The following is a 23,485-nucleotide window of genomic DNA, read 5'->3' as shown; positions in this document are numbered from 1 at the left end:
CTTGCTTTCCTGCAACTAAAGCTTTTGTTTAGCTAAACATTGATTTTATTATGTCATAGCGGCATATTATGCCCTTTAGTTTTCCCTCGCTGTCAACTACCGGCACTCTGTTTATACCTCTTTCAATCATAAGGCTTGCAACAGTCTCTACATCGTCCTCCTCGTGGACTTTTTCTACATCAACAGACATTATGTCCTCAGCCTTGTAGGCTGTTATTTTTCTTATGTCCTCCTCGAATTTCTTGAAACTCTCAAGGTATATTACCCCTTGCAGCACCGTGATGTAGGAAGGAATGTGGACGTTCTTCTCCTTGCGTACAAGGTCGGTTTCAGATATTATCCCCACGACTCGGCCGCCATCATCAACCACTGGAACACCTCCTATCCTGTTTTCCACAAGAATGTGGGCTATGTCCTTTATGAGCGCATCTCTTTTTACGGATATTACATTGACAGTCATTATGTCCTTTGCTTTCACATTAATCCCCCCTGTTTGTGGCAATTGCGTTTGCTACTGCATAGTATTTCGAGTGGGATATCGAGATTTGAATGTCTCCTATACCTTTTGCCTGGCATATGGATTCAAGCCTGCCGCCTACAGTGACAATAGGCTTTCCAAACGCATCCCTCAGAATCTCGATCTCGGCAAAAGAAATATCCCTTATGCCAGTCCCCAGAGCCTTAACCACAGCCTCCTTAGCCGCAAAATTACCGGCTATTGTGGCAGGACTGAATTTTTTATGCTCGAAATAGTCCCTTTCCCTCTTTGTGAATATTCTCTCCAGGAATCTTGGGTTTTTAGATATTGCCTTCTTTATTCTTTCTATCTCCACTATATCTATTCCTATACCCACTACATCGCTCATATATCTCACCTATTTCAAAAATTTGCGGTCCAGCCTTTCCATCTCCTTGCCTCCGAGCACGCTGTGCATGAAAAAATACATCGAATCCAGCCTGCCCCTTAGCTCATCCCTTTCACCCCTCAGCACGTCAAGCTCCCTGCGCCTTTCTTCTATGGTCTCGCTTACCTTATCAAGCCTGGTTTCATCGCTTGTTATGCTCTCATATGCATGTTTTATGGTTAGCTTGAGCAGGTTAATATTCAGCTGCTCCTTTTCGAATTTAAAGTTTTCAAGCGTTTCGAATGAACCGTCTATGTATTCGTTCATGTTTTCTATCTCAAGCCTTGCCTTTTCAAGCTCTATTTCTGCAAGGTCATTTGAATTCTCGTTTAGCTCCCTCGAGAGCAGGACTATTTTCGCCATGAGCTTGATTTTTTTGTCCTGAACTCCTTTGACCTGCTTTTTAAGGTTTTTTTCGTCCCTGACAATGCTCAACAGCTTTTCATATTCTTTTTCAAGGTCAGTACTTTTGGCCGAAGCATAGAATCGCTTCCACGGAGTGTATTCGCACAGCAGCGGTATATTGTTCCTCCTGAGGATGTCTTCAGCAATCTCTATCTCATTTCTCTTTTTCCCTATAATCATTCTAGCACTCCTCTTTACCTGAAACTTGTTTAAACCATTCTATAACATGCAACTATACACTATGATTATAAAAAAAGCGTGAGTCTGCACTCCTAAATAAGTCCTATGTCTGTATGCTTTGCATATCGCTTATGGCAAACTTCCAATATAATGATACCACATTTTTTGCATAAAAAAAAAGGACAGATAACTGTCCTTTCTTACGCTGTTTAACTCTTAATATCCTATTTCTCTTTTTGCTCTGCCATCCTGATTCTGTTAAGCGCTCTTTTGAGCTTCAGCTCTGCATATAGTACATAAGTTTCGTCCTTTGGACCCTTCTTTATTTCCTCTTCTGCATGCTGCAAAGCTTTTTGAGCTCTGTCAAGGTCTATCTCGCCTGGCCACTCTGCGGCGTCAGTAAGTATAGTCACCTTATCCTTGCCTACTTGAACGAAGCCTCCGGCTATAGAAGCCTCTTTATAGTGACCGTCTTTTTTGATTTTCACTACGCCTATGTCAAGCGGGGCAACATAGTCAATGTGTCCCTTTAATATCCCAAGGTCACCTTCCAATGTCCTCACTATGACCATATCAGCTTCGCCTTCGAAGAATTTCCTGTCGGGAGCCACTATCTCCAGTTGAAATACTGAAGCCATAATTATTACGCCCCCTTCTTAGCTTTTTCCACTGCCTCTTCTATCGGTCCTACATAAAGGAACGCAGACTCTGGAAGGTCGTCATGCTTTCCTTCTATTATTTCTCTGAATCCTCTTATAGTCTCTTTTAGCGGTACGTATTTTCCTGCCATACCTGTGAACTGCTCAGCAACGTGGAATGGCTGTGAAAGGAATCTTTGTATCTTTCTTGCACGTGCAACTGTAAGCTTGTCCTCATCTGAAAGCTCGTCCATACCAAGTATTGCTATGATGTCCTGAAGCTCCTTGTATCTTTGAAGAACTTCCTGAACAGCACGAGCCACCTCGTAGTGGTCATTTCCAACTATCTTAGGGTCAAGTATCCTTGATGTAGAATCAAGCGGGTCAACCGCAGGATATATACCAAGAGATGCTATGTCCCTTGAAAGAACTGTTGTAGCGTCAAGGTGGGCAAACGTAGTAGCTGGTGCCGGGTCAGTAAGGTCGTCCGCTGGAACGTATACTGCCTGAACAGAAGTTATAGAACCCTTCTTAGTAGAAGTTATTCTCTCCTGAAGCGCACCCATCTCTGTTGCAAGTGTTGGCTGGTATCCAACCGCAGAAGGCATACGGCCAAGCAGCGCCGAAACCTCTGAACCTGCCTGAGTGAAACGGAATATGTTGTCTACGAAAAGAAGAACGTCCTGTCCCTCTTGATCCCTGAAGTATTCAGCCATTGTAAGTCCAGAAAGGGCAACCCTCATCCTCGCTCCCGGCGGCTCGTTCATCTGGCCGTAAACAAGAACTGTCTTGTCTATAACGCCAGACTCTATCATCTCGTTGTAAAGGTCGTTTCCTTCCCTTGTTCTCTCGCCAACGCCTGAGAATACAGATATTCCACCGTGCTCCTTAGCTATGTTGTTTATAAGCTCCATTATAAGAACCGTCTTACCAACTCCGGCTCCTCCGAAGAGACCTATCTTACCACCCTTTGAATAAGGCGCTATAAGGTCAACGACTTTTATACCAGTCTCAAGTATTTCTGTAGATGCTTCCTGCTCTTCAAAAGAAGGAGCAGCCCTGTGTATAGGCCATCTTTCAGCTTCTACCTGAGGCTTGTTGTCAACAGGCTCTCCAAGAACGTTGAATATCCTTCCCTGAGTAGCCTTTCCAACAGGAACCGCTATAGCCCTTCCTGTATCTAGAGCATCCATTCCTCTTACAAGTCCGTCTGTAGAGCTCATAGCTATACATCTTACAGTATCATTGCCTGTGTGCTGAGCAACCTCAACAACAACCTTTTCTTCTCCATGCTGTATTTCAATAGCATTTAGAAGGTTTGGCAGGTTTTCTGGATCGAACTTTATGTCAAGTACAGGTCCGATTATCTGTACTACCTTACCCACATTATTTTGTGGCATTCTAAAATACCTCCTTAATTGAAAAATTCCACGCTCTTAGGAGTCTGCCCATTAAAGCGCATTGGCTCCTGCTACTATTTCCGAAAGTTCTTGTGTTATTGTAGCCTGTCTAGCTCTGTTGTAGAGCAGCTCAAGCTTTCCAATCATATCTTCAGCATTTCCTGTTGCAGATTCCATTGCCATCCTTCTTGCGCCCTGCTCTGAAGCCCCAGATTCCACCATTCCACCAAACACTATGCCTGATAGGAATTTTGGCACAAGATAACTAAGCACTTCCTCTTCTGAAGGTTCGTAGGTAACAAGTCCTCTTCCTTTTTCTGCCTCAGCTTCAGCAGACACTTCAAAAGAAAGCGGAAGAAGCTTTACTACCCTTGGTTCCTGCACAAGTGCAGACTGGAAATATGTGTATACAAGATAAACCTCGTCTACCTCGCCTTTTGTGAAAAGTTCGGAAATTTTTGCAGCTATATCCTGGCCGTGCGAATATTGCGGTCTTTCAGAAATTCCAGTATGTCTTGATACAACATCGTATCCTCTTTTAGAGAAAAATTCTGCTGATTTTCTTCCAACAGCAATGACTTTTTCCTTCTTGCCTTCCATATGTGCAACAGCTGTCTTAAGCGAGTTGGAGTTGTATCCTCCGCAAAGACCTCTGTCTCCAGAGAGAACTATATAACACTTGTTTTTCACTTCTCTCTTTTCAAGGAAGGGACTCTTTATGCCTTTTGTGTTTATTGCTATGTCTTTTATTGTCTCATACAGGGTTTCAAAGTATGGTCTTGACTGCACAACCGCCTCTTTGGCCCTTCTAAGCTTGGCCGAGGATACAAGCTCCATTGCTTTTGTAATCTGCTTTGTATTAGAGACGCTTTTTATACGTCTTTTTATATCCTTCATTCCAACGCCTGCCATATTTCACCCTCCATCAAATCAGGCGTAAGTCAGACATTACAAGTCAAACTGCCCAATTTAAAGTATTAAGCGTTAAAGGACTTTTTGAACTCTTCTATAGCCGCCTTTAACTTTTCTTCTGTGTCAGCATCCATGTTTCCGGTAGAAGCTATAGTGCCTCCCACCTCAGGATAGCTGCTGTCCATGAACTTGAAGAACTCAGTCTCGAATTCGCCTACAAGCTTGACATCTATGTCTTTTAGGTAGTTGTTAGTAACTGCATATATTGCCATTATCTGCTTTTCAACAGATATTGGAGAGCTCTCTCCCTGCTTTAGGACTTCAACTATCCTCTCGCCCTGAGCAAGTCTTTCCTGAGTATCCTTGTCAAGGTCTGATCCGAACTGCGCGAACGCCTGAAGCTCTCTGTACTGAGCGTACATAAGCTTAAGTGAACCCGCAACCTTCTTCATCGCCTTTATCTGTGCGCTTCCTCCAACCCTCGATACTGATATACCAGGGTTAACCGCTGGTCTTATACCTGCGTTGAATAGCTCTGACTCAAGGAATATCTGTCCGTCAGTTATTGATATAACGTTTGTAGGTATATATGCAGAAACGTCTCCTGCCTGAGTCTCTATTATCGGAAGAGCTGTTATTGAACCTGCTCCAAGCTCGTCATTCAGCTTAGCTGATCTTTCGAGAAGCCTTGAGTGAAGGTAGAATACGTCTCCAGGATAAGCCTCACGACCTGGTGGTCTTCTAAGCAGAAGTGAAAGTGCACGGTAAGCAACCGCGTGCTTAGAAAGGTCATCATATATTATAAGTACGTGCTTGCCTTGCTCCATGAACTCTTCAGCCATTGCGCAACCCGCATAAGGAGCGATATACTGAAGTGGCGCTAGCTCTGATGCTGTCGCTGCAACTACTATCGAATAGTCAAGCGCGCCGTTTTTCTCAAGAGTGTCCACTATTTGAGCAACAGTCGATCTCTTTTGTCCAATCGCAACATATACACATATAACGCCAGTGTCTTTCTGGTTGATTATTGTGTCTATAGCTATTGTAGTCTTACCCGTTTGTCTGTCGCCTATTATAAGCTCTCTTTGTCCTCTTCCTATTGGTATCATAGAGTCTATAGACTTTATACCAGTTTGAAGCGGCTCATGAACAGACTTTCTTGTTATGATACCAGGGGCAACCCTTTCAATAGGTCTGAACTTGTCTGTTTTTATAGGTCCTTTTCCGTCTATAGCCTGTCCAAGCGAGTTAACTACTCTTCCAAGAAGAGCGTCTCCTACTGGAACCTCAACTATTCTTGAAGTTCTTTTTACTACGTCGCCTTCTTTTATGTTATCATCCGAACCAAGAAGAACGGCACCTACTATGTCTTCTTCAAGGTTTAGCGCCATACCGTAAACTTGTCCTGGGAATTCAATAAGCTCTCCTGACATGCACTTTTCAAGTCCATGAACTCCTGCTATACCATCCCCTACTGTTGTTACTGTACCGACGTCACTAAGTTCTATTTTTCCCTCATATTTCTTGATCTGCTCTTTAATAATAGAACTGATCTCTTCAGGTCTAAGATTCATGAGATTTCACCAACCTCCTAATTTATGCTATTATCTGGTGTAATTCATCCTTTAGTCTATCTAGACGTCCTTTTACAGTACCATCTATCTCTTCGTTTCCTATTCTTACTAGAATTCCACCCATAACACTTGGATTTATTTCGTTCTTTATTTTTATGCTCTTGCCAGTAACTTTTGCAAGCTGCACCTTAAGTGCTTCCAGCTTGTCTTCAGCGATAGGAACTGCTGAAACGGCTACTGCTTCTTCAATGTTGTTGTGCTCATTTACAAGCTTAGCAAACTCTGTGCTTATCTCATCCAGAACACTTATTCTGTCCTTGTCTATAAGGATTTTTATAAAATTCACTGTTTCATCAGAAGCCTTGCCTTTGAAAATGTTTTCAATAAGGCTTTTCTTTTCTTCTTTTGGCACCATAGGAGCTTTGAAAATGTCGCTGAATTCCTTGTTTTCGCTAAATGCAGCAGCTATAACTTCAAGCTCTTGTTCAAAAGAATCAAGCTTATTCTCTTCAAGTCCTACTTCGAAAAGGGCGCCAGCATATCTTCTAGCAACTAATTCTGCCATTTAGCTTCCCCTACCTCTTGAATAAAGTCATTTATAAGCTTCTCATGCTGAGTTTTATCTATATCCTTCTGAATTATCTTAGAAGCGGCCATAACTGCCATTCCCGATATTTCATCCTTAAGCTCGTTAAGAACTTTTTGTCTGTCCCTAGCTATTTCTACCTGAGCTTTTTCAGCTAGTCTTTTTGCCTCTTCATGCGCACCCTTTATGATGTCATCTGCGTTGTTTTGCGCTTTTAAGTTGGCATCCTTAACTATCTCTCTAGCCTCTTCCTTAGCTTCCTCTATTTTAAGCTCGTATTCTTTTCTCATCTGGTTGGCCTTGGCTGTAGCCTCTTCAGCTTCAGTAAATGCGCCGGCAACCTCCAGCTTTCTATTCTCCATGAAAGCTGTGACAGGTTTGAAAAGAAGCTTTTTAATTATGAGGAACATTATAAGCGTATTTGCCCATTGAGCTATAAGTTCAAAGTCCATACCTATAAAAGGTTTAAAATTCTCCATGCTCTTCCTCCTCTCGCAATAAACCATTTTATAATATTGTTTTATTAATAATGGCGCTCAATTCAACGCCTGTCATCAGATACTCCATGCTACAGATAAAAGAGAACAGCATATTCTATTTAAATAATAAGGGAGCTTTTAAGCAAGCTCCCGTCATTTTTTAATGTCTACTGAGCTGTTTAACACGGTCTTTTTCTGACTTCCAGCAATATAAAGTACTGAGGACTTCCATTTAAAATGGTTATTACAATAGGTTTATAAGTGGGTTAGCGAATAGAAGTATAAGTGCAACAACAAGGCCGTATATACCTGTTGACTCTGCAACCGCTGCTCCAAGAAGCATTGTTCTGATTATGTCAGCTTGAGCTTCTGGCTGTCTTCCAACTGCCTCTGCACCTTTACCAGCTGCATATCCCTGTCCTATACCAGCACCAACACCTGCTATCATTGCCACACCTGCTCCTACTGCTGAACAAGCTAAAACTAGAGCCTTACCTGATATTGCTTCCATTTAATTTTCCTCCCTTTTTTCATGAAAAATTTTCAAATTAATGAATGAATTTTTTTATATTATGATTTTATAAAAAACTCAACCAAACTAGATAATACCTTACTCAGCACTTGCTACAAATACCATTGTAAGCATTATGAATATAAATGCCTGAAGTACACCTGCAAACAAGTCAAAGTAGATGTGAAGCACCGCTGGAATACCTATCTGGAAAAGTCCAAAAGGTAGTCCGAAAACTGATACACTCAACCAACGAAGCACCTGATAAAGAAGCATCATGATGATTGATCCGCCGGCAATATTACCGAAGAGACGGAAGCTAAGCGAAACTGGTGTCGCAAGCTCGCCTATGATGTTAAGCGGTAAAAGTGCTGGTAGCGGTTCAAGGAAACCCTTGACCCATCCACCTATACCTTTTGACCTTATACCGTTTGTATGTATCAAGACAAAAGTGACAAGTGCCATTGCAACCGTGGTGTTAAGGTCTGCTGTAGGTGCCCTGAATCCTAAAAGTCCCATCAGGTTTGAAATCATAAACATTAGAAATACTGTTCCTATAAAAGGCGCAAAATTAGCATATTTTTCGCCCATGTTTTGCTTTACAAGATTGTTAATTGCTCCTACAATTCCTTCGACAACAATTTGAAGCTTGCTTGGCACTCTTTGCAGATTTCTCGTTCCAAAATACGAGAACAGAGTGAGAGCCAGCATTACAATCCAAGTGTTTCTTACTGTTTCACTAATAGGAAAGCTTCCTATGTGAAATACAATCTCTGGTCCGTTCATACCCAACCTCCTTTCGTGATTTTTTGAATTTTTAGTTTTTTTGATTTGGTTCTTGAAATATTTAGTTTTTCATTGTAATGTATGGAAAATTTTAATTGCAAGCATCTTTGTTCGTTTCATTATTCATTCTCGCCGAATTATTGATACCCAATTAATCGACTTCTAAAAACCGAATATAAAAAAATATCACACAATTTAAATCGAAAATCATTAAGAGCCTGTCATCATACAGTATCCTTACCGCCTAAACCCATTTGCATAACCGCAAGCTTGGCCGACAAAAGACCTACTATTGTTCCAATTGTACTTATGTAGGGAGCTTTAAGAGAAACGACTATGACTGCTCCTGTTATTACCATTCTTATAAGGTATCTGCTTGATGCATATATCTGGGCTTTCCCCGGGCTCATTTCAAGCGCCTTTGTAACTGACAGCGCCAAAAGCCTGAAGTTAAGTATCGAAATTGTGCTTCCAAACAGCAGACCTACAAGCATCGCCTGCGAAAATTTACCCAAGGCAAACGTTATCAATAAAGCTAAAAAAATTATTACTAGTACTCTTTTTATTATATTTTGCATCAATTTGCCTGTATAGCCTTCCAAGTTTTCACACCTACTTAATAATTCTTCTTATAATAAATAATACTAGTTAACTTTTTTATCTTTTCATGCCTTCGTTGCGCTTCTTTTCCTGGAGCGCTATCTTGTATAAATTCAAAAAAGAAGCTGCTATACCTATAAGTATGAATATGAACAGAAACCAAGGAGCGGTGCCCAGCTTTTTATCAATCAAATTGCCCAGCCATACGCAAAACACTATGGGCACACTCATCATTATTCCAAGATGAGTGAAAAGCTTCAGGTTATCGAGGGCTCCAAACCACTTTTTCCTCCTGCCCGCATCCCCGAGCCATCTTTTTCTCCTATTGCCTCTCATAAATATTCTCCAGTATATAAGTTGTATATATTTTAACCATGTCACTTTATTGCCGCAAAGTGAATTCTTTTTATATTATACAATGAAACTTGTACTTTTTCAAAACCTAAAATTTATTTTTTTGTATATCAAGAATACATATAGAATTTTACCACAAAATGCCCGTTGTTTCATCATTTTTTTGTATCTTTATGATGTATACAATGCTGCATATAAAAAATCCCATATGAAACTTTTTGAAATAAAAGCGTCATACAGGATTAAAGATGCTAATGGCAGAAAAACTCGGCCAGCTTTTTGTTTATTTTTTCACATGCAGTTCCGTTCCCATAAGGATTGACCGCTCTTGCCATTTCTAGATACTCGGCATCGTCTTCTATAAGCAGCGCTGCCGCATTGTAGACATCATCCTCAAACACGCCTGCTATCTTTACAGTGCCAGCCTCTACAGCCTCCGGCCTTTCTGTTTCTGTCCTCATGACTACAACAGGCTTGCCCAGTGCAGGAGCCTCCTCCTGTATGCCTCCAGAATCGGTCATGACAATATGGCACTTGCTTATGAGATTTGCAAATGGCTCGTAGTCAAGCGGCTCAATTATATGTATCCTCTCGTTGCCGGAGAGTATTTCAGCAGCGATTTTCCTTATGTTTGGATTCATATGTATAGGGAATACAACTTCGACGTCTTTGTGGGCGTCTACAAGCCTTCTGACAGCCTTGAATATGTTAATCATCGGCTCTCCCCAATTTTCTCTCCTATGGCAGGTAAGCAGCACTACCTTCTTGTTTTCAAAGTCTACAGCGTCAAGTTCTCCTCCGAAGCTGTAGTCCTCTTTTATCACAGACATTAGCGCATCTATTACAGTGTTTCCAGTAACTGCTATCTTGTAATCAGCAATGTTTTCCTTCAGCAGGTTCTCCCTGTTGCCCTGTGTCGGAGCAAAATGAAGCTCTGATATTGAAGTCGTGAGCATCCTGTTCATCTCCTCTGGATAAGGAGAATACTTGTTGCCGCTGCGCAGCCCTGCCTCGACGTGCCCCACGGGCACTTTCTGGTAGAAAGCGGCCAGCGCGGATGCGAATGTGGTTGTTGTATCGCCGTGCACAAGCAACATGTCAGGTTTTTCAGCTTTCAGAACTTCCTCCATGCCCTTTATAACTCTCGATGTTATATCGGTAATAGTCTGTCCGTGCTGCATTATGTCAAGGTCATAGTCAGGCTCTATTGCGAACAGCTCAAGCACCATGTCGAGCATCTGCCTGTGCTGTGCCGTGACGCAAACCTTAACTTCGAACTCACCGTTCTTTTGGAGCAGCTTTACAAGCGGCGCCATCTTTATGGCTTCTGGCCTTGTTCCAAATACAGTCATTAACTTTTTCTTCATATTAAGCTACCACCTATTCTATTTCATCATCAAGTGACAAAAGCCTGAGCTTTATCATTCCGTAATATATTGCCATCATAACAACGGAAAGCACCCCTACGGCTTCCATAGTGCTTACCTCGCATATAGTAACTGCGCTTACGCCAAGCATTATGCTTATGCCGTAAAGCGCTAGCACAGTCTGCTTTTGTGAAAGGCCTTTGCTAAGGAGCCTGTGATGCAAATGGCCCTTGTCTGCCTCTACAATCGATCTGCCATTGGCCGCACGCCTTATTATGGCAAATGTAGTATCGAATATAGGGAAGCCCATCGCAAGTATAGGTATTGCCACCGCAAGCGCTGTGGCCGATTTCATAGCACCTTCGATTGATATGACAGCAAGTATGAAGCCAAGGAACAGCGAGCCCGTATCCCCCATGAAGACCTTTGCCGGATTGAAGTTGTATGGCAAGAATCCAAGCGCTCCACCTGCAAGCGCAACAAGGAGCACCACCTCAGTTGTCTGGTTGTTTATTACAGCAACAAGCGTAAGTGTAAGCGCCGCTATTGCAGATACTCCTGCAGCCAGGCCGTCCAGGCCGTCTATAAGGTTTATTGTGTTCGTTGCGCCAACTATCCAAAGGAGCGTCAGCGGTATTCCGAACATTCCAAGGTACATCATGCCGTCCACTTTGTCTAATGGGTTTGTTATCCACTCTATCCTTACTCCAAAATACATTACAACGGCGGCCGCAAGTATTTGCGCCGAGAACTTCACCTTGGGGCTCACAGGCTTTATATCATCTATTATTCCTATTCCAACTATTATGAAAGAACCTGCTATTATAGACATATACATCGGGCTCATATCTACAAACAAGAATGAGGCCACTATAAATCCAAGGAATATTCCAATGCCGCCAAGCCTTGGCACGGGTTTCTTATGTACTCGCCTGTCGTCCTTTGGCACGTCTATGGCTCCGACATTATGAGCCAGCCGTATCACATACGGAGTCAAAAGATACGACACTGCAAATGCCACTCCAAACGCGAGGAACACATTCATAATGCTCTTCAAATCCATACCAACCCCTCCATTAATCAACCTTATTGATTTCCACTCCGGCTTCCCTTAATATGTCAAGCGACATGCCGTCCGGATAGCTGCCTTCGAACACCACCCGCTTTATGCCTGCGTTTATTATCATCTTCGAACACAGTATGCAGGGCATAGTAGTACAGTATATCGTGGCATCCTTTATGCTTATTCCGCTGTATGCGGCCTGTACAATGGCGTTTTGCTCTGCATGTGTGGCTCTGCACAGCTCGTGCCTTTCTCCCGAAGGAATCCCGAGCTTTTCTCTTTGACAGCCTATGTCTATGCAATGCAAAAGGCCCCTGGGAGCCCCGTTGTATCCTGTTGAAAGTATTTGTCTTTCCTTGACTATAACAGCGCCCACCTGCCGCCTAAGACATGTGGAGCGCTTCTTGACTACATGCGCAATTTCCATGAAGTACTCATCCCAAGAAGGTCTGCTCAAATATATTCCTCCCGCATTAGTTGGACTCCGTCCAAGCTGAAAAGTTCCCTGTCGATGATATATGTGTCTAATCGTAAAATACCGTTAAAACTTTTGTTAAAAAAGCATCTTGTTTTTAATTTTATACCCTTTTCTCAAAATTTTCAAGTCAATATGTGAACTTGTAGCGTTGCTGTAATATTTCACTGCAATAAAAAAACGGCAGTAAAACTGCCGTTTTCGCATGCTACTTTGTTCCAAAAAGTCTGTCTCCAGCATCTCCAAGTCCAGGAAGTATGTATCCATGGTCGTTGAGTCTCTCGTCTATTGAAGCAACATAAATATCCACATCGGGATGCAATTTTTGAACCTCGCTTATGCCTTCAGGAGAAGCAATTATATTAACAAGCTTTATGTCGTTTGCCCCTTTTTCCTTAAGAAACGTAATTGCTGCAGCGGCAGACCCTCCCGTAGCAAGCATAGGGTCAACTACTATAAGCTTCCTTTCACTTACATCAGAAGGCAGCTTGCAGTAGTATTCCACAGGCTTAAGCGTTTCCGGATCCCTGTACAGGCCTATGTGGCCTACCTTAGCCGCTGGCATGAGCTCAAGCATTGCATCCACCATGCCAAGCCCTGCTCTTAGTATCGGTATTATACCAAGCTTCTTGCCCGCAATGACATAGCTCTTTGCCTTAACGAGCGGAGTTTCTATTTCAACCTCTTCCAGAGGAAGATCGCTTGTCACCTCATATCCAAGAAGCAGCGAAACCTCCTTCACTAACAGCCTGAAATCCTTCGAGCCAGTATTCTTGTCCCTTATAAGTGTAAGCTTATGCTGTATAAGCGGGTGCTTTACTTCTATCACCTTAGACATGTCTAGCCTCCTCAAGTTTATTAGCAGCCTTCAATCTCCATTATCTGCCTTACTCTGTTTTCATGCCTTCCGCCCTCGAATTCAGTGGCCAGCCAGGCGTCTACTATTTCAAGCGCAAGACCCTTTCCTACGACTCTCTCACCCAGTGAAAGCATGTTTGCATCATTGTGCGCTCTCGACATTTTGGCCGAGAATGTGTCCGAAACAACGGCGCATCTTATTCCCTTTACCTTGTTTGCAGCCATGGATATGCCTATTCCTGTACCGCAGCATATTATGCCCTTGTCCGCCGCGCCGGAAGATACTGCAACTGCAGCAGCCTTGCCGAATGCAGGATAGTCCACGGACTTGTCGCTGTCAGTTCCAAAATCAACAACCTCATAACCCTTCGAAAGCAGATAACCCTTTATCTCCTCCTTAAGGCAAAGACCACCGTGATCACTTGCAACTGCTATTTTCAACAAATTCACCTCCAAGATTAAACCTTGTATATTATACTACATTATGGTGACAGTTTAATATTTTTTTTGCATCCAACTAAATTTTTTTGAATTCATCGCCATACTTCCCGCTCCGAGCGAGCAAATCAAGCAGTCTCTCAACGAGATTTTTTATTTCAGCAGCCGTAGCCCTGTATATATTTATATCCCCTCCATAGGGATCAATAACGTCAGCATCGCCAATTCCCAAGAATTCTTTAAGCGTAAATATGCTCTTGCCCTCACTTCCAAAACTAAAAAGCAGCATGTCCCTGTGCGAGCTGCTCATTGTCAGCACTATATCCGCGTCCAGCACTGCTTCTTTTCTTATCAGAGCGCTCCTGTGAGGGGATATGTCTATTCCGTACTCCCTCATTGCAATCACCGCATTTTCCGATGCAAAAAGCCCGTCATGAGTCAGTACACCTGCCGAGGCTGCGCAGATGTCAAGATCGCCCTTTTGCGCTATAGCATTGAGAAAGCCTTCAGCCATCGGGCTTCTGCATGTGTTTCCAGTGCATACAAAAAGTATCTTCATGCCTGCTCCCCCTGTATTTCTATGAACCTGTAGCCGGCCGACTTGACAAGTCTGTTCATAACGGCGGCTCCAAGCCCTTTCTCCTCAAGGCTCTCGGAGTACACAACTTGAACGCCGCGCTTGTCCATTTCTATAAGAATGCTGAATATGTTCCTGGCCGCATCGGCGCTGTCGTAGCCAAGCTCCAGCTTGACCGGGGCGTCATAATACCCGGCGTTCTGACTCATGCATATCACTCCGCAGATAGTGCCTTTTTTTGCGTTTTCCTTCACAAGCTTGTTTATAATCCTTGCCGCGCTGGCTCCGCTGCCTTTTACAACGTATACCTGGGCATCCGGCGAGTAGTGAGTATACTTCATGCCTGGAGCAAGCGGCGCGGCATCGCCTGTGCCGCTCTTTAAGGCCGGGTCCATATCCACTCGGCCAACAACCGCCTCAATTTCTTCTGCCGACAAGCCGCCGGGTCTTAAAATCACAGGAACATCTCCTCTAAGATCAATCACCGTCGATTCCACCCCGACAGCGCAGTCCCCTCCGAGTATTATCCCGTCAACCCTGCCGTCCATCTGCTCCGCCACATGTTCACCCTTTGTGGGCGAAGGCCTTCCTGATATGTTGGCAGATGGCGCGGCTATAGGCACGCCGGATTCTCTTATAAGTTCCAGGGCTATGTTATTCGCAGGCATCCTTACAGCCACAGTATCTAGTCCGCCCGTAGTTGCATACGGCACGGTTTTCTTCTTTGAAAATATAAGAGTCACAGGTCCTGGCCAGAACCTTTCCATGACAAGCCTTGCCTTCTCGCCTACGCTGTCTGTAAGCATGCCAAGCTGGCCTGTTTCGCATATGTGTACTATGAGGGGATTGTCCGAAGGCCTTCCCTTGGCCTTGTATATCTTCTCGGCCGCCTGCTCATCGAGGGCGTTGGCACCAAGCCCGTACACGGTCTCGGTTGGAAATATGACAGTGCCTCCCTCGCGTATAATGCGGGCATATTTTTCCAAAAGCTTACAGTCTATGTTGTCCGGATCCATTTTGCTTATAAGCGTTTTTTTCATCATTTCACCTCGAATATTTAAATGACTAAAAACTAAAGAGAGCCCTTTCGAGCTCTCCGAGTACTTATTATTCCACCATCTGCATCTTTTCAGCCTGGTCTGTTGTTATAAGTGCATCCAGTATCTCGTCTATGTCTCCGTCAAGGAACGAGTCGAGCCTGTATATTGTAAGGTTTATCCTGTGGTCGCTTATCCTTCCCTGAGGGTAGTTGTAAGTCCTTATCCTCTCAGATCTGTCTCCCGTGCCTACCTGGCTCTTTCTGGACTGGGCTATTTCCTTGTTTTGCTTTTCAAGCTCCATTTCATAAAGCTTGGCCTTAAGTATCTTGAGGGCCTTTTCCTTATTCTTGAGCTGTGACTTTTCATCCTGCATGGACACTACTATGCCTGTAGGCAGGTGGGTCATCCTTACCGCAGAGTCCGTAGTGTTTACAGACTGTCCGCCGTTACCCGACGACCTGAATACGTCAATCTTCAGGTCGTTTTGATTTACTTCAACCTCCACATCGTCAACCTCTGGCAGCACAGCCACTGTTGCAGTGGATGTGTGTATCCTTCCGTTGGACTCAGTGTCCGGTATCCTTTGAACCCTATGAACTCCCGACTCATACTTGAGCCTTGAATACGCGCCTTTTCCCTTTATCATGAATATTACTTCCTTGAAGCCGCCGACACCGGTTGAGTTTGTCGACATTATCTCAGACTTCCAGTTTCTCTTCTCAGCATACATCGAGTACATCCTAAAGAGGTTGCCTGCAAAAAGAGCAGCCTCGTCGCCGCCTGCGCCGGCCCTTACCTCGACTATTACGTTCTTGTCGTCGTTAGGGTCTTTCGGCAAGAGCAGTATCTTAAGCTCGGCCTTTATCTCCTCGATCTTTTCCTCAAGCTCGTCAAGCTCCATCTTGGCAAGGTCCCTTAGCTCCTCGTCGGAGGACTCCTGTATTATCTCCTTTGAATCCTTTATCCCTGCAGTAGTAGCCTTATAATCCCTGTATTTCATGACTATCGGCTCCACCTCGGCATGCTCCTTCATAAGCTTTTGCCATAGGGCCTGGTCATTTATCACCTCAGGGTCCGATATTTTATTTGTAATATCTTCATATTTATCTTCTAGAAACTCCAACTTGTCAAACATCTATTTCCACCTTCCTAATGCTCTATGATCGATATGGATAATTCTTCATGCTATTTTTTACCATTTTCCAGCAAAAGTATTATATCACAGTTTTCTTCCTATTACAACTCTTTCTATGCCTGCAAGATCGCCTATTATACGCAGTTCGCCAAAAGCTCCCGATGCCTCCATTATGCCCTTGACATCCCTCGCCTGGTCGTGCCCGACCTCGTATGCAAGATATCCTCCCGGCTTTAAAAATGTAACGCTCTGCAGCGTAATCCTTCTGTAAAAATCAAGCCCGTCCGTTCCGCCGTCCAACGCTTTCATCGGTTCGTAGTCCTTTACCTGAACGTGAAGTCCATCGATATCTAGCTTCCTTATATACGGAGGATTTGAGACTATTATATCAAACCTGATTGCCGAGCCTTCAAGCGCCGAAAAAATGTCAGACTCCAGGAACCTGATTTTTTCACCGACTCCGTTATTTTCAGCATTAATGCGACATATCTCAAGGGCCGCTTGCGATATGTCCAGACTGTACACAAAAACTTCCTTTATATACTTTGCCAGCGATACGCTTATGGCCCCGGAGCCGCAGCCGATATCTGCTATCACAGGCCTTTCAATAGCGCCCGATACACTTATAACCTCTTCAACTAGTATTTCCGTGTCCGGCCTTGGTATTAGGACACCTTCGCTAACGTAAAAATCAAGCCCCATGAACTCCTGGCTTCCCACTATATACTGCAGCGGCCTTCCCTTGCTTCGCTCACCGACCATTTCCATAAACTCCGACTCGGCAGCCTCTGCGATCTCCGCTTCAATATGAGTTATAACGTAAAGCCTGTCCTTTCCAAGCGCCTTCGAGAGCATCAGCTGCGCATCAAGCAGCGCGGTCTCGGACATTTCTCCTATAATGGCTACTGCGTTTTCAAGCAGCTGCTTAACCTTCACAGGCTTCACCCTCTGCAGCATCTTTGCTCGGTGTCTTTTTTTCTTCAACTACAGCCTTGAGCGCTGCTATTGCCACTTCAAGCTGTGAATTATCCGGCTCACTTGTAGTTATCTTTTGCAGCATAAGCCCCGGCCACATTAGCGGCTTTAGTAAAGGGGTATTGCTCTTGGCCGCAAGCCTTATTATCTCGTACGATATGCCCGCAACCACCGGCAGAAGCAGCAGCCTGTAGAGCACCCTCAGGAATGGATTTGGCCATCCGAAAAGCGAAAACATAAGCATTGATATTATTAGCACTACAAACATGAAATTCGTTCCGCATCTTGTGTGTATCCTTGTAAAGCCTGCAGCATTTTCAGGAGTCAGCTCGAGCCCGTTTTCATAGCAATGTATCGTCTTATGCTCAGCTCCATGGTACTGATAAACCCTTTTGATGTCCGAGTTGAAAGATATGAGATATACGTATGCAACAAACAGACCCACCCTGGCAATACCTTCTACAAAGTTGAGGACAACCACGTTGTCTGTAAGTCCCTTTATGAAGCCTCCTATGAACGTCGGAAGCAGTATGAACAATAGTACAGTCAGCAGTATGGATATGGCGACCGAGATGTATATGGCAACTTCAGAAGCCTTATCCCCGAACGCCTTGTCAAAAAATCTGTCTATAGCGCCCTTTTCTTCCTCTTCCCCGTCTTCAAAAAAATCGGCTGAAAAATTAAGAGCCCTCACACCTTCCACCATTGATTCAATGAGCACAAAAGCTCCTCGCACAAATGGCAGTTTGTCTATGCCCTTGCTCTTTATCCAGCTTGAAAGCACCTTTTCCTGGAGCTCTATATCGCCGTCGGCTTTTCTCACTGCTACAGCCAGCCTGTCCTCATTCTTCATCATTACGCCCTCTATAACAGCCTGACCGCCTACATTACATTTTTTCATCAACTCAGCTCCTATGATTTTCAACTCACTAGCACTTTCCTCATTATTCAAAAGTCTTATATCTTACAAATCACTACATATATTATATCAAATCGGATATGAAAAATGCGCCAAAAATCAAAAAACTCCACACGATGTGGGAGTTTTTTGATTTGAATTTCTATTTCAGCTGTATTTTTGTCGTCACTTGATGGGCATATAACCATTTGACATGTCTATACCCAAGCCTACCAGCCCTCCGGACACTATGACAGCCAGCATGAGTATCAGCATAGCCCTGTCCTTTTCCCCTTTTTGCATATTTACATATATCGCATATGCAAAAAGAGCGGTGATGCTTCCTACGACTGCGCACATGTATGAAAGCAGCCCGAAAGTATCTATATACCATTTGATAATATAGTGGAATACGACAAATCTGGGACCCAGAGCTTCATCCATGTAGAATTTCATAAGCTAATCCTTTCTTTCATATAAAGAAAGACAATGTGCACTCATTATGTGTCATGTTTGCGGAATTAAAGCGCGCTGCCCTCTTCCTTGCTTTTCATAACCATTGATGTTATTACAGCTCCTATTAATGCAGGCAGCGCCCATGCAAAGCCCGCTCCTGAAAGAGGAAGCATCTTTATGAAGCTTGATATAAATTCAGTGTTGACACCCATTGCAGACACTCCGTCTATAAGGCTTACTACAAGAGCTCCGTATACTGCTCCCGTGTATGCCGCTTTGTTTTTTATCATGTTGTCGAAAAGGCTCATGAGTATAAGCACTATTGCAACCGGATATACAGTAACAAGCAGCGGAACCGCGAACTTGACTATGTTTTCGACTCCCACGTTAGCAAACACGGCACTGAACACTACAGTTGCTATTACTATCATCTTATATGAAAACTTGCCGCTTGTCAGCTCCTCAAAATAGTTTCCTACTGTAGCAGTAAGACCTATGGAAGTTGTAAGGCATGCAAGTGAAACTGCAAGAGCTATTCCAATTGTGCCTATGCTGCCAAACACATTTTGCGTTATTGCAACTATAAGGTCTGTTCTCGCCATGTCCTGAGGAAGGCTTGAGCTTGCAGTGGCTCCAAGATAGAGAAGTCCGCCGTACACAACCGCAAGGCCTATGCCCGCAACTACGCCGGCCTTCATCGCAACTGCCACCTGCTCCTTCTTGTCTTCATATCCCTTTTGCGCAAGTGACAGCATCATTATCCCGCCAAATACAATTGAAGCAAGAGCGTCCATCGTCTGGTACCCTTCAGTGAAGCCCTTCGAGAACGAATTTGCTACTCCCGTATTCGCCGGGGCACCCATTGGATCTGCTATGCCTTTCACTATTATGGAAAGTATTATAACCAAAAGTGCAGGCGTAAGTATTTTTCCTATGCTGTCTATGATTCCAGATGGCTTTATTACAAAGAAAAGCGTTATCGAAAAGTAGATTATTGATACTAGTATAGGGCTGAATCCCGGAAAAAGGGGCTTTATTCCCATTTCATAAACTGTAGCGCCCGTTCTTGGTATCGCAAGCAGCGGACCTATTGCAAGTATTATTATTGTTCCAAGAATCTTGCTGAAAGTCGGATTAACCTTGCTTGCAAGGTCGTCTATTGTTCCACCCGCCTTGGAAACGGCAAGCACTCCAAGTATAGGCATTCCTATGCCAGTAAGGAAAAATCCTATGGCACACGCCAGCCACTTGTCTCCCGATGCAAGACCAAGAGCCGGTGGGAATATTAGGTTGCCCGCGCCGAAAAACATTGCAAACAGGGCAAGGCCTAGCACAAAAAAGTCTTTTGTCTGGTTCTTCTTCATTGATAATACCTCCTGATGTCTGATATGAACATTGTAATGATGACTTTGTGGAAACGTTTGCTTGAAGATCGTAAGTCCTATGTAATATTAAATACATTTCCACCTGGTAAACCTTGTTTCTTGATGAGTGCACTCTAGAGCTCAATTTGAATACTATTGTGATTTTTCAAACAAATTAAATTGTCGGTTCATTATAGCACACTTTTTTTTCGAGTTGAACCGCTTACGTTTTAGTCGTAATAGTAAAAAGAATTCGAATTTTTTCAAATTATCGACAATTGGGAAATCTTCAAAAAATAAAAAGAGAGCTTTACAAGCTCTCTTCGAATGTTTTTCTTATAGGTTGAATTTCTTATTGAATCTCTCGACTCTTCCGCCTTTTTCTATAGCCTTGCTCTTTCCTGTATAGAAAGGATGGCATTCAGAACACATTTCCACTTTTATTTCATCGTTTGTAGAACCTGCCTCGAAAGTGTTTCCACAAGCACAGTGAACCTTTACAACTTTGAAATCTGGATGTATATCTTTTTTCATCAGTATCACCTCTTCCTTAAAATTTCTCTTTCCTATGTTATTTCCTTCTAGGAAAATATATGGTCGATATTCAACTTCTTTATTCTAGCACAATAAGTTCTCAACATCAAGTATTTTTTGCCTTTTATACCGTCTTGTTTATCTGATTCACGAATTCCTTGTTATCCCTTGTCTTTACAAGAGCATTGACCACCTTTTCAGTGACATCATGGGATGCTCCGTTGCTCATGGCCCTTCTGATTTTCCAGACGGCGCCCAGCTCCTCCTGCGAAAGCAAAAGCTCCTCTCGCCTTGTGCCTGACTTGTATATGTCTATGGCAGGGAATATCCTCTTTTCTGCCAGCTTTCTGTCGAGGTGTATCTCCATGTTTCCCGTGCCCTTGAACTCCTCGAATATAACATCGTCCATTCTCGAGCCCGTCTCAACAAGCGCTGTTGCAAGTATCGTAAGAGAGCCTCCCTCCCTTAGGTTTCTGGCTGCTCCAAAGAAACGCTTTGGTCCGTGCAGAGCCCCCGGATCAAGTCCTCCGGAAAGCGTCCTTCCCGTAGGAGGTATTGTAAGGTTGTAGGCCCTTGCAAGCCTTGTTATGCTGTCTAGAAGTATGACGACATCCTTGCCGTGCTCAACAAGTCTTTTCGCCCTGCTCAGCACCATCTCCGCCACCTTTATATGATGCGACGGCAATTCGTCAAATGTAGAGTATATAACCTCACCGTCTATAGACTCTTGCATGTCAGTTACCTCTTCAGGTCTCTCGTCCACAAGCAGCACTATCAGATGTATTTCGGGATAGTTGCTTGCAAGGCTGTTTGCGACACTTTTAAGAAGAGTAGTCTTGCCTGCCTTTGGCGGAGCCACTATAAGGCCCCTTTGCCCTTTGCCCAGAGGGGCTATGAGGTCTATTAGCCTTGTTGCCAGCTGTGATGACTTGTTCTCAAGCGTTATCCTGCTTTGAGGATATATGGGCGTCAGCTTGTCAAATGAAGGCCTTCTAACTGCTGTTTCCGGATTCTCGTCGTTTATTTTTTTCACATAAAGCAACGCCCTGAATTTTTCACCGCTCTTTGGAGGCCTTGTTATGCCCGTAATTCTGTCTCCCGTCTTCATGTTGAATCTTCTTATCTGTGATGGCGATATGTAGACATCATGTGTTGTTGAAAGGTAATTCGAGCCTCTCAGGAAGCCATAGCCGTCCGGCAATATCTCTAGCACGCCTTGAGCAATATCTTCCACAACGTTTACAACTTCCTCGACGCGAGCTTCAACTATGGGTTTTTCGGAGACTTCAACTACAGGCTCTATGGTCTCCTCTTTAACTTCAAGCACATAGCCTTCAATTTCGTCAAGCACTCCGTCCTCTACGTCTGTAGCCTCTGCGCCCACTTCCTGTATGAGCACCTCTGCCTCGTCGTTTATTTCCTCGGCTGCAAGTATCATATCTACGATTTCTTCTTTTTTATATTTTGCCACCGACTTTATGCCAAGTTTTTTTGCGATTTCCTTAAGGTCGGAAAGCTTCTTGCTTACAAGTTCATCTCTGTCCAAAACTGCACCTCCAAAATCTATAAATCAAAAAAATATATAAAAATATATAAATAAAATAATTATATGAATCCACAGCAAAATATACCAGCTTATATGTCATCCATATCTTATGTAATCAATATTTATTTGTTTTTAAGTCTTCATGCAAATAGAGCGATTTGGGTATATGCAAGATCATAATACAAGAATTAAAACAGAAGAGAATGTATTAAGAGTTGATACTTGAATTGCGCTTCACAGGAAGTCTAAACTTTGTTCAAATAATTGCATAAACGCTGAAGCAAATCATTGCCGGCTCCAAGCTTTTTTCAAGCCGGATACGCCCTAAGTTCAGGGCATGTCCGGCTGATTTAATATCCATTTGAAATATTATGCTGTTTACTTTGCGTATCCAGGCTTCTTCTCAAGCCTGTGCACGGCATCTATAAATCTTATTGTGCCGGTAGCGCTTCTCATAACTACAGACTGCGTCCTCGCACTTTCTCCGTAGAATTTCACGCCCTTAAGCAGGCTGCCGTCAGATATTCCGGTAGCTGCAAAATAAACCTCGTTTCCAGATGCAAGATCATCTATTGTAAGCAGCTTTTCAACATCAAGCCCCATTGTGTAGCATCTTGCACTCTCTTCTTCAGTGTACGGCATAAGCCTTCCCTGGAAATCCCCTCCGAGACACTTTATCGCAGCCGCGGATATAACTCCTTCAGGAGCGCCTCCTATACACATCATAAGATCTATGCCTGTATCCTCAAAACAAGTGGCTATTGCAGCCTCTATGTCTCCCGAATCGAAAAGCCTCACCCTGCAGCCCATGCTTCTGCATTCCGTTATAACTCCCAGGCTTCTTTCCCTGTCTATCGTTGTGACTGTTATGTCCTCTATTGATTTGCCCAAAACCTGAGCCAGCCTCTTGACATTCTCCTTTACAGGAAGATCAAGCTGCACAAGACCCCTGCCCTTTGGACCCACCGCAATCTTATCCATATACATGTCAGGAGCGTTGAGCAGAGTCCCTCTTGGTCCCATTGCCACAACAGAAATCGAACCCGGAAGCCCTTTTGCAACGCAGCTTGTGCCGTCAACAGGATCTACAGCTATGTCCACCTCAAGGCTGCCATCTCTCCTCATGCCTATCTCTTCGCCGATATATAGCATAGGAGCCTCGTCAAGCTCACCTTCTCCTATTACAACTACACCGCTTATGTCTATGCTGTCGAACATAGTTCTCATCCTGTCGACAGCAGCCTGATCGGCCAGATTCTTGTCTCCCTTTCCAAAGTGTTTTGCAGCTCCAAGCGCTGCCGCTTCGGTAACTCTTACAAGGTTTATTCCAAGGTTTCTATCCAAGCTCATCACTCCCGATACTCATCTATTGTCAAGCATTCATGCAAATGGCTAATTATTCTCCACTAGTTTCAAAACGCACTACAAT

Annotated in this window: 28 protein-coding genes; all 28 read right to left on the bottom strand. The window is 43.7% G+C overall.

Annotation, left to right across the window (positions count from 1 at the left end; genetic code table 11):
- Positions 1-28: 28 nt before the first annotated feature.
- The 28 genes from EAL2_RS01925 to glpX all read right to left on the bottom strand — a co-directional run bounded on the left by EAL2_RS01925 (position 29) and on the right by glpX (position 23,400).
- The gene (locus tag EAL2_RS01925) at positions 29-478 is read right to left on the bottom strand and encodes a CBS domain-containing protein (protein WP_038601598.1); all 450 of its coding nucleotides are present in this window, start codon (positions 476-478) and stop codon (positions 29-31) included.
- 1 nt (position 479) lies between these two features.
- Positions 480-866, bottom strand: coding sequence for a holo-ACP synthase (gene acpS, locus EAL2_RS01920; RefSeq protein ID WP_025434736.1), 387 nt, complete (start codon positions 864-866; stop codon positions 480-482).
- Positions 867-875: 9 nt separating this feature from the next.
- Entirely contained in the window at positions 876-1,490 is a 615-nt protein-coding gene (locus EAL2_RS01915; RefSeq protein WP_025434735.1) for a hypothetical protein, read from the bottom strand.
- A 224-nt stretch (positions 1,491-1,714) separates the two neighbouring features.
- The gene (gene atpC / locus EAL2_RS01910) at positions 1,715-2,128 is read right to left on the bottom strand and encodes an ATP synthase F1 subunit epsilon (RefSeq protein ID WP_025434734.1); all 414 of its coding nucleotides are present in this window, start codon (positions 2,126-2,128) and stop codon (positions 1,715-1,717) included.
- A gap of 5 nt (positions 2,129-2,133) precedes the next feature.
- Entirely contained in the window at positions 2,134-3,528 is a 1,395-nt protein-coding gene (gene atpD, locus EAL2_RS01905; RefSeq protein ID WP_025434733.1) for a F0F1 ATP synthase subunit beta, read from the bottom strand.
- Between the two features lie 51 nt (positions 3,529-3,579).
- Positions 3,580-4,440: an ATP synthase F1 subunit gamma gene (gene atpG, locus EAL2_RS01900; RefSeq protein ID WP_025434732.1), complete on the bottom strand. Its 861-nt coding sequence runs from the start codon at positions 4,438-4,440 to the stop codon at positions 3,580-3,582.
- Positions 4,441-4,505: 65 nt separating this feature from the next.
- A complete protein-coding gene (atpA, locus tag EAL2_RS01895) occupies positions 4,506-6,014 on the bottom strand; it encodes a F0F1 ATP synthase subunit alpha (protein WP_025434731.1) in 1,509 nt (502 codons plus the stop codon).
- 22 nt (positions 6,015-6,036) lie between these two features.
- Complete coding sequence (locus tag EAL2_RS01890; protein ID WP_025434730.1) at positions 6,037-6,579, bottom strand: F0F1 ATP synthase subunit delta; 543 nt, start codon at positions 6,577-6,579, stop codon at positions 6,037-6,039.
- Positions 6,567-7,079: a F0F1 ATP synthase subunit B gene (atpF, locus tag EAL2_RS01885; RefSeq protein ID WP_025434729.1), complete on the bottom strand. Its 513-nt coding sequence runs from the start codon at positions 7,077-7,079 to the stop codon at positions 6,567-6,569. The genes EAL2_RS01890 and atpF overlap by 13 nt, the downstream gene beginning before the upstream one ends.
- Positions 7,080-7,323: 244 nt before the next feature.
- The gene (atpE, locus tag EAL2_RS01880; RefSeq protein ID WP_038601595.1) at positions 7,324-7,590 is read right to left on the bottom strand and encodes an ATP synthase F0 subunit C; all 267 of its coding nucleotides are present in this window, start codon (positions 7,588-7,590) and stop codon (positions 7,324-7,326) included.
- Positions 7,591-7,689: 99 nt separating this feature from the next.
- A complete protein-coding gene (atpB, locus tag EAL2_RS01875) occupies positions 7,690-8,376 on the bottom strand; it encodes a F0F1 ATP synthase subunit A (RefSeq protein WP_025434727.1) in 687 nt (228 codons plus the stop codon).
- A gap of 224 nt (positions 8,377-8,600) precedes the next feature.
- Positions 8,601-8,954: an ATP synthase subunit I gene (locus EAL2_RS01870; protein WP_038602182.1), complete on the bottom strand. Its 354-nt coding sequence runs from the start codon at positions 8,952-8,954 to the stop codon at positions 8,601-8,603.
- 79 nt (positions 8,955-9,033) lie between these two features.
- Entirely contained in the window at positions 9,034-9,312 is a 279-nt protein-coding gene (locus tag EAL2_RS01865; RefSeq protein WP_025434725.1) for an AtpZ/AtpI family protein, read from the bottom strand.
- A gap of 269 nt (positions 9,313-9,581) precedes the next feature.
- Positions 9,582-10,697 (bottom strand): non-hydrolyzing UDP-N-acetylglucosamine 2-epimerase, encoded by a 1,116-nt coding sequence (gene wecB / locus EAL2_RS01860; RefSeq protein WP_025434724.1) that lies wholly within the window; start codon positions 10,695-10,697, stop codon positions 9,582-9,584.
- 13 nt (positions 10,698-10,710) lie between these two features.
- Positions 10,711-11,760, bottom strand: coding sequence for a glycosyltransferase family 4 protein (locus tag EAL2_RS01855; RefSeq protein ID WP_242842477.1), 1,050 nt, complete (start codon positions 11,758-11,760; stop codon positions 10,711-10,713).
- A gap of 13 nt (positions 11,761-11,773) precedes the next feature.
- The gene (locus EAL2_RS01850; RefSeq protein ID WP_025434722.1) at positions 11,774-12,217 is read right to left on the bottom strand and encodes a deoxycytidylate deaminase; all 444 of its coding nucleotides are present in this window, start codon (positions 12,215-12,217) and stop codon (positions 11,774-11,776) included.
- A gap of 226 nt (positions 12,218-12,443) precedes the next feature.
- A complete protein-coding gene (gene upp / locus EAL2_RS01845) occupies positions 12,444-13,073 on the bottom strand; it encodes a uracil phosphoribosyltransferase (protein WP_025434721.1) in 630 nt (209 codons plus the stop codon).
- 20 nt (positions 13,074-13,093) lie between these two features.
- Positions 13,094-13,534, bottom strand: a complete 441-nt coding sequence (gene rpiB, locus EAL2_RS01840; protein WP_025434720.1) for a ribose 5-phosphate isomerase B — start codon at positions 13,532-13,534, stop codon at positions 13,094-13,096.
- A gap of 76 nt (positions 13,535-13,610) precedes the next feature.
- A complete protein-coding gene (locus EAL2_RS01835; RefSeq protein ID WP_025434719.1) occupies positions 13,611-14,090 on the bottom strand; it encodes a low molecular weight protein arginine phosphatase in 480 nt (159 codons plus the stop codon).
- On the bottom strand, positions 14,087-15,148 hold the full coding sequence (locus tag EAL2_RS01830) for an L-threonylcarbamoyladenylate synthase (RefSeq protein WP_025434718.1): 1,062 nt from the start codon (positions 15,146-15,148) through the stop codon (positions 14,087-14,089). Before EAL2_RS01830 ends, EAL2_RS01835 begins: the two co-directional genes overlap by 4 nt.
- Positions 15,149-15,215: 67 nt before the next feature.
- Entirely contained in the window at positions 15,216-16,283 is a 1,068-nt protein-coding gene (prfA, locus tag EAL2_RS01825) for a peptide chain release factor 1 (RefSeq protein WP_025434717.1), read from the bottom strand.
- Positions 16,284-16,367: 84 nt separating this feature from the next.
- On the bottom strand, positions 16,368-17,240 hold the full coding sequence (gene prmC / locus EAL2_RS01820; RefSeq protein WP_051489056.1) for a peptide chain release factor N(5)-glutamine methyltransferase: 873 nt from the start codon (positions 17,238-17,240) through the stop codon (positions 16,368-16,370).
- Positions 17,209-18,159, bottom strand: coding sequence for a DUF1385 domain-containing protein (locus EAL2_RS01815; RefSeq protein WP_025434715.1), 951 nt, complete (start codon positions 18,157-18,159; stop codon positions 17,209-17,211). The genes prmC and EAL2_RS01815 overlap by 32 nt, the downstream gene beginning before the upstream one ends.
- A 183-nt stretch (positions 18,160-18,342) precedes the next feature.
- A complete protein-coding gene (locus tag EAL2_RS01810; RefSeq protein ID WP_025434714.1) occupies positions 18,343-18,612 on the bottom strand; it encodes a hypothetical protein in 270 nt (89 codons plus the stop codon).
- 65 nt (positions 18,613-18,677) lie between these two features.
- Complete coding sequence (gene brnQ / locus EAL2_RS01805; protein ID WP_025434713.1) at positions 18,678-19,976, bottom strand: branched-chain amino acid transport system II carrier protein; 1,299 nt, start codon at positions 19,974-19,976, stop codon at positions 18,678-18,680.
- 336 nt (positions 19,977-20,312) lie between these two features.
- Positions 20,313-20,510, bottom strand: a complete 198-nt coding sequence (gene rpmE, locus EAL2_RS01800) for a 50S ribosomal protein L31 (RefSeq protein ID WP_025434712.1) — start codon at positions 20,508-20,510, stop codon at positions 20,313-20,315.
- 124 nt (positions 20,511-20,634) lie between these two features.
- Positions 20,635-22,056 carry a transcription termination factor Rho gene (gene rho, locus EAL2_RS01795; RefSeq protein ID WP_025434711.1) on the bottom strand — a complete coding sequence of 474 codons (1,422 nt, stop codon included), beginning with the start codon at positions 22,054-22,056 and terminating at the stop codon, positions 20,635-20,637.
- Between the two features lie 378 nt (positions 22,057-22,434).
- Positions 22,435-23,400, bottom strand: a complete 966-nt coding sequence (gene glpX, locus EAL2_RS01790) for a class II fructose-bisphosphatase (RefSeq protein WP_025434710.1) — start codon at positions 23,398-23,400, stop codon at positions 22,435-22,437.
- Positions 23,401-23,485: the final 85 nt, after the last annotated feature.

The sequence above is a fragment of the Peptoclostridium acidaminophilum DSM 3953 genome (genome assembly GCF_000597865.1).
GTDB lineage: Bacteria > Bacillota > Clostridia > Peptostreptococcales > Peptostreptococcaceae > Peptoclostridium_A > Peptoclostridium_A acidaminophilum.
Note: the sequence above shows the minus strand (reverse complement) of the source record. Positions and strands in the feature narration are given on the sequence as shown.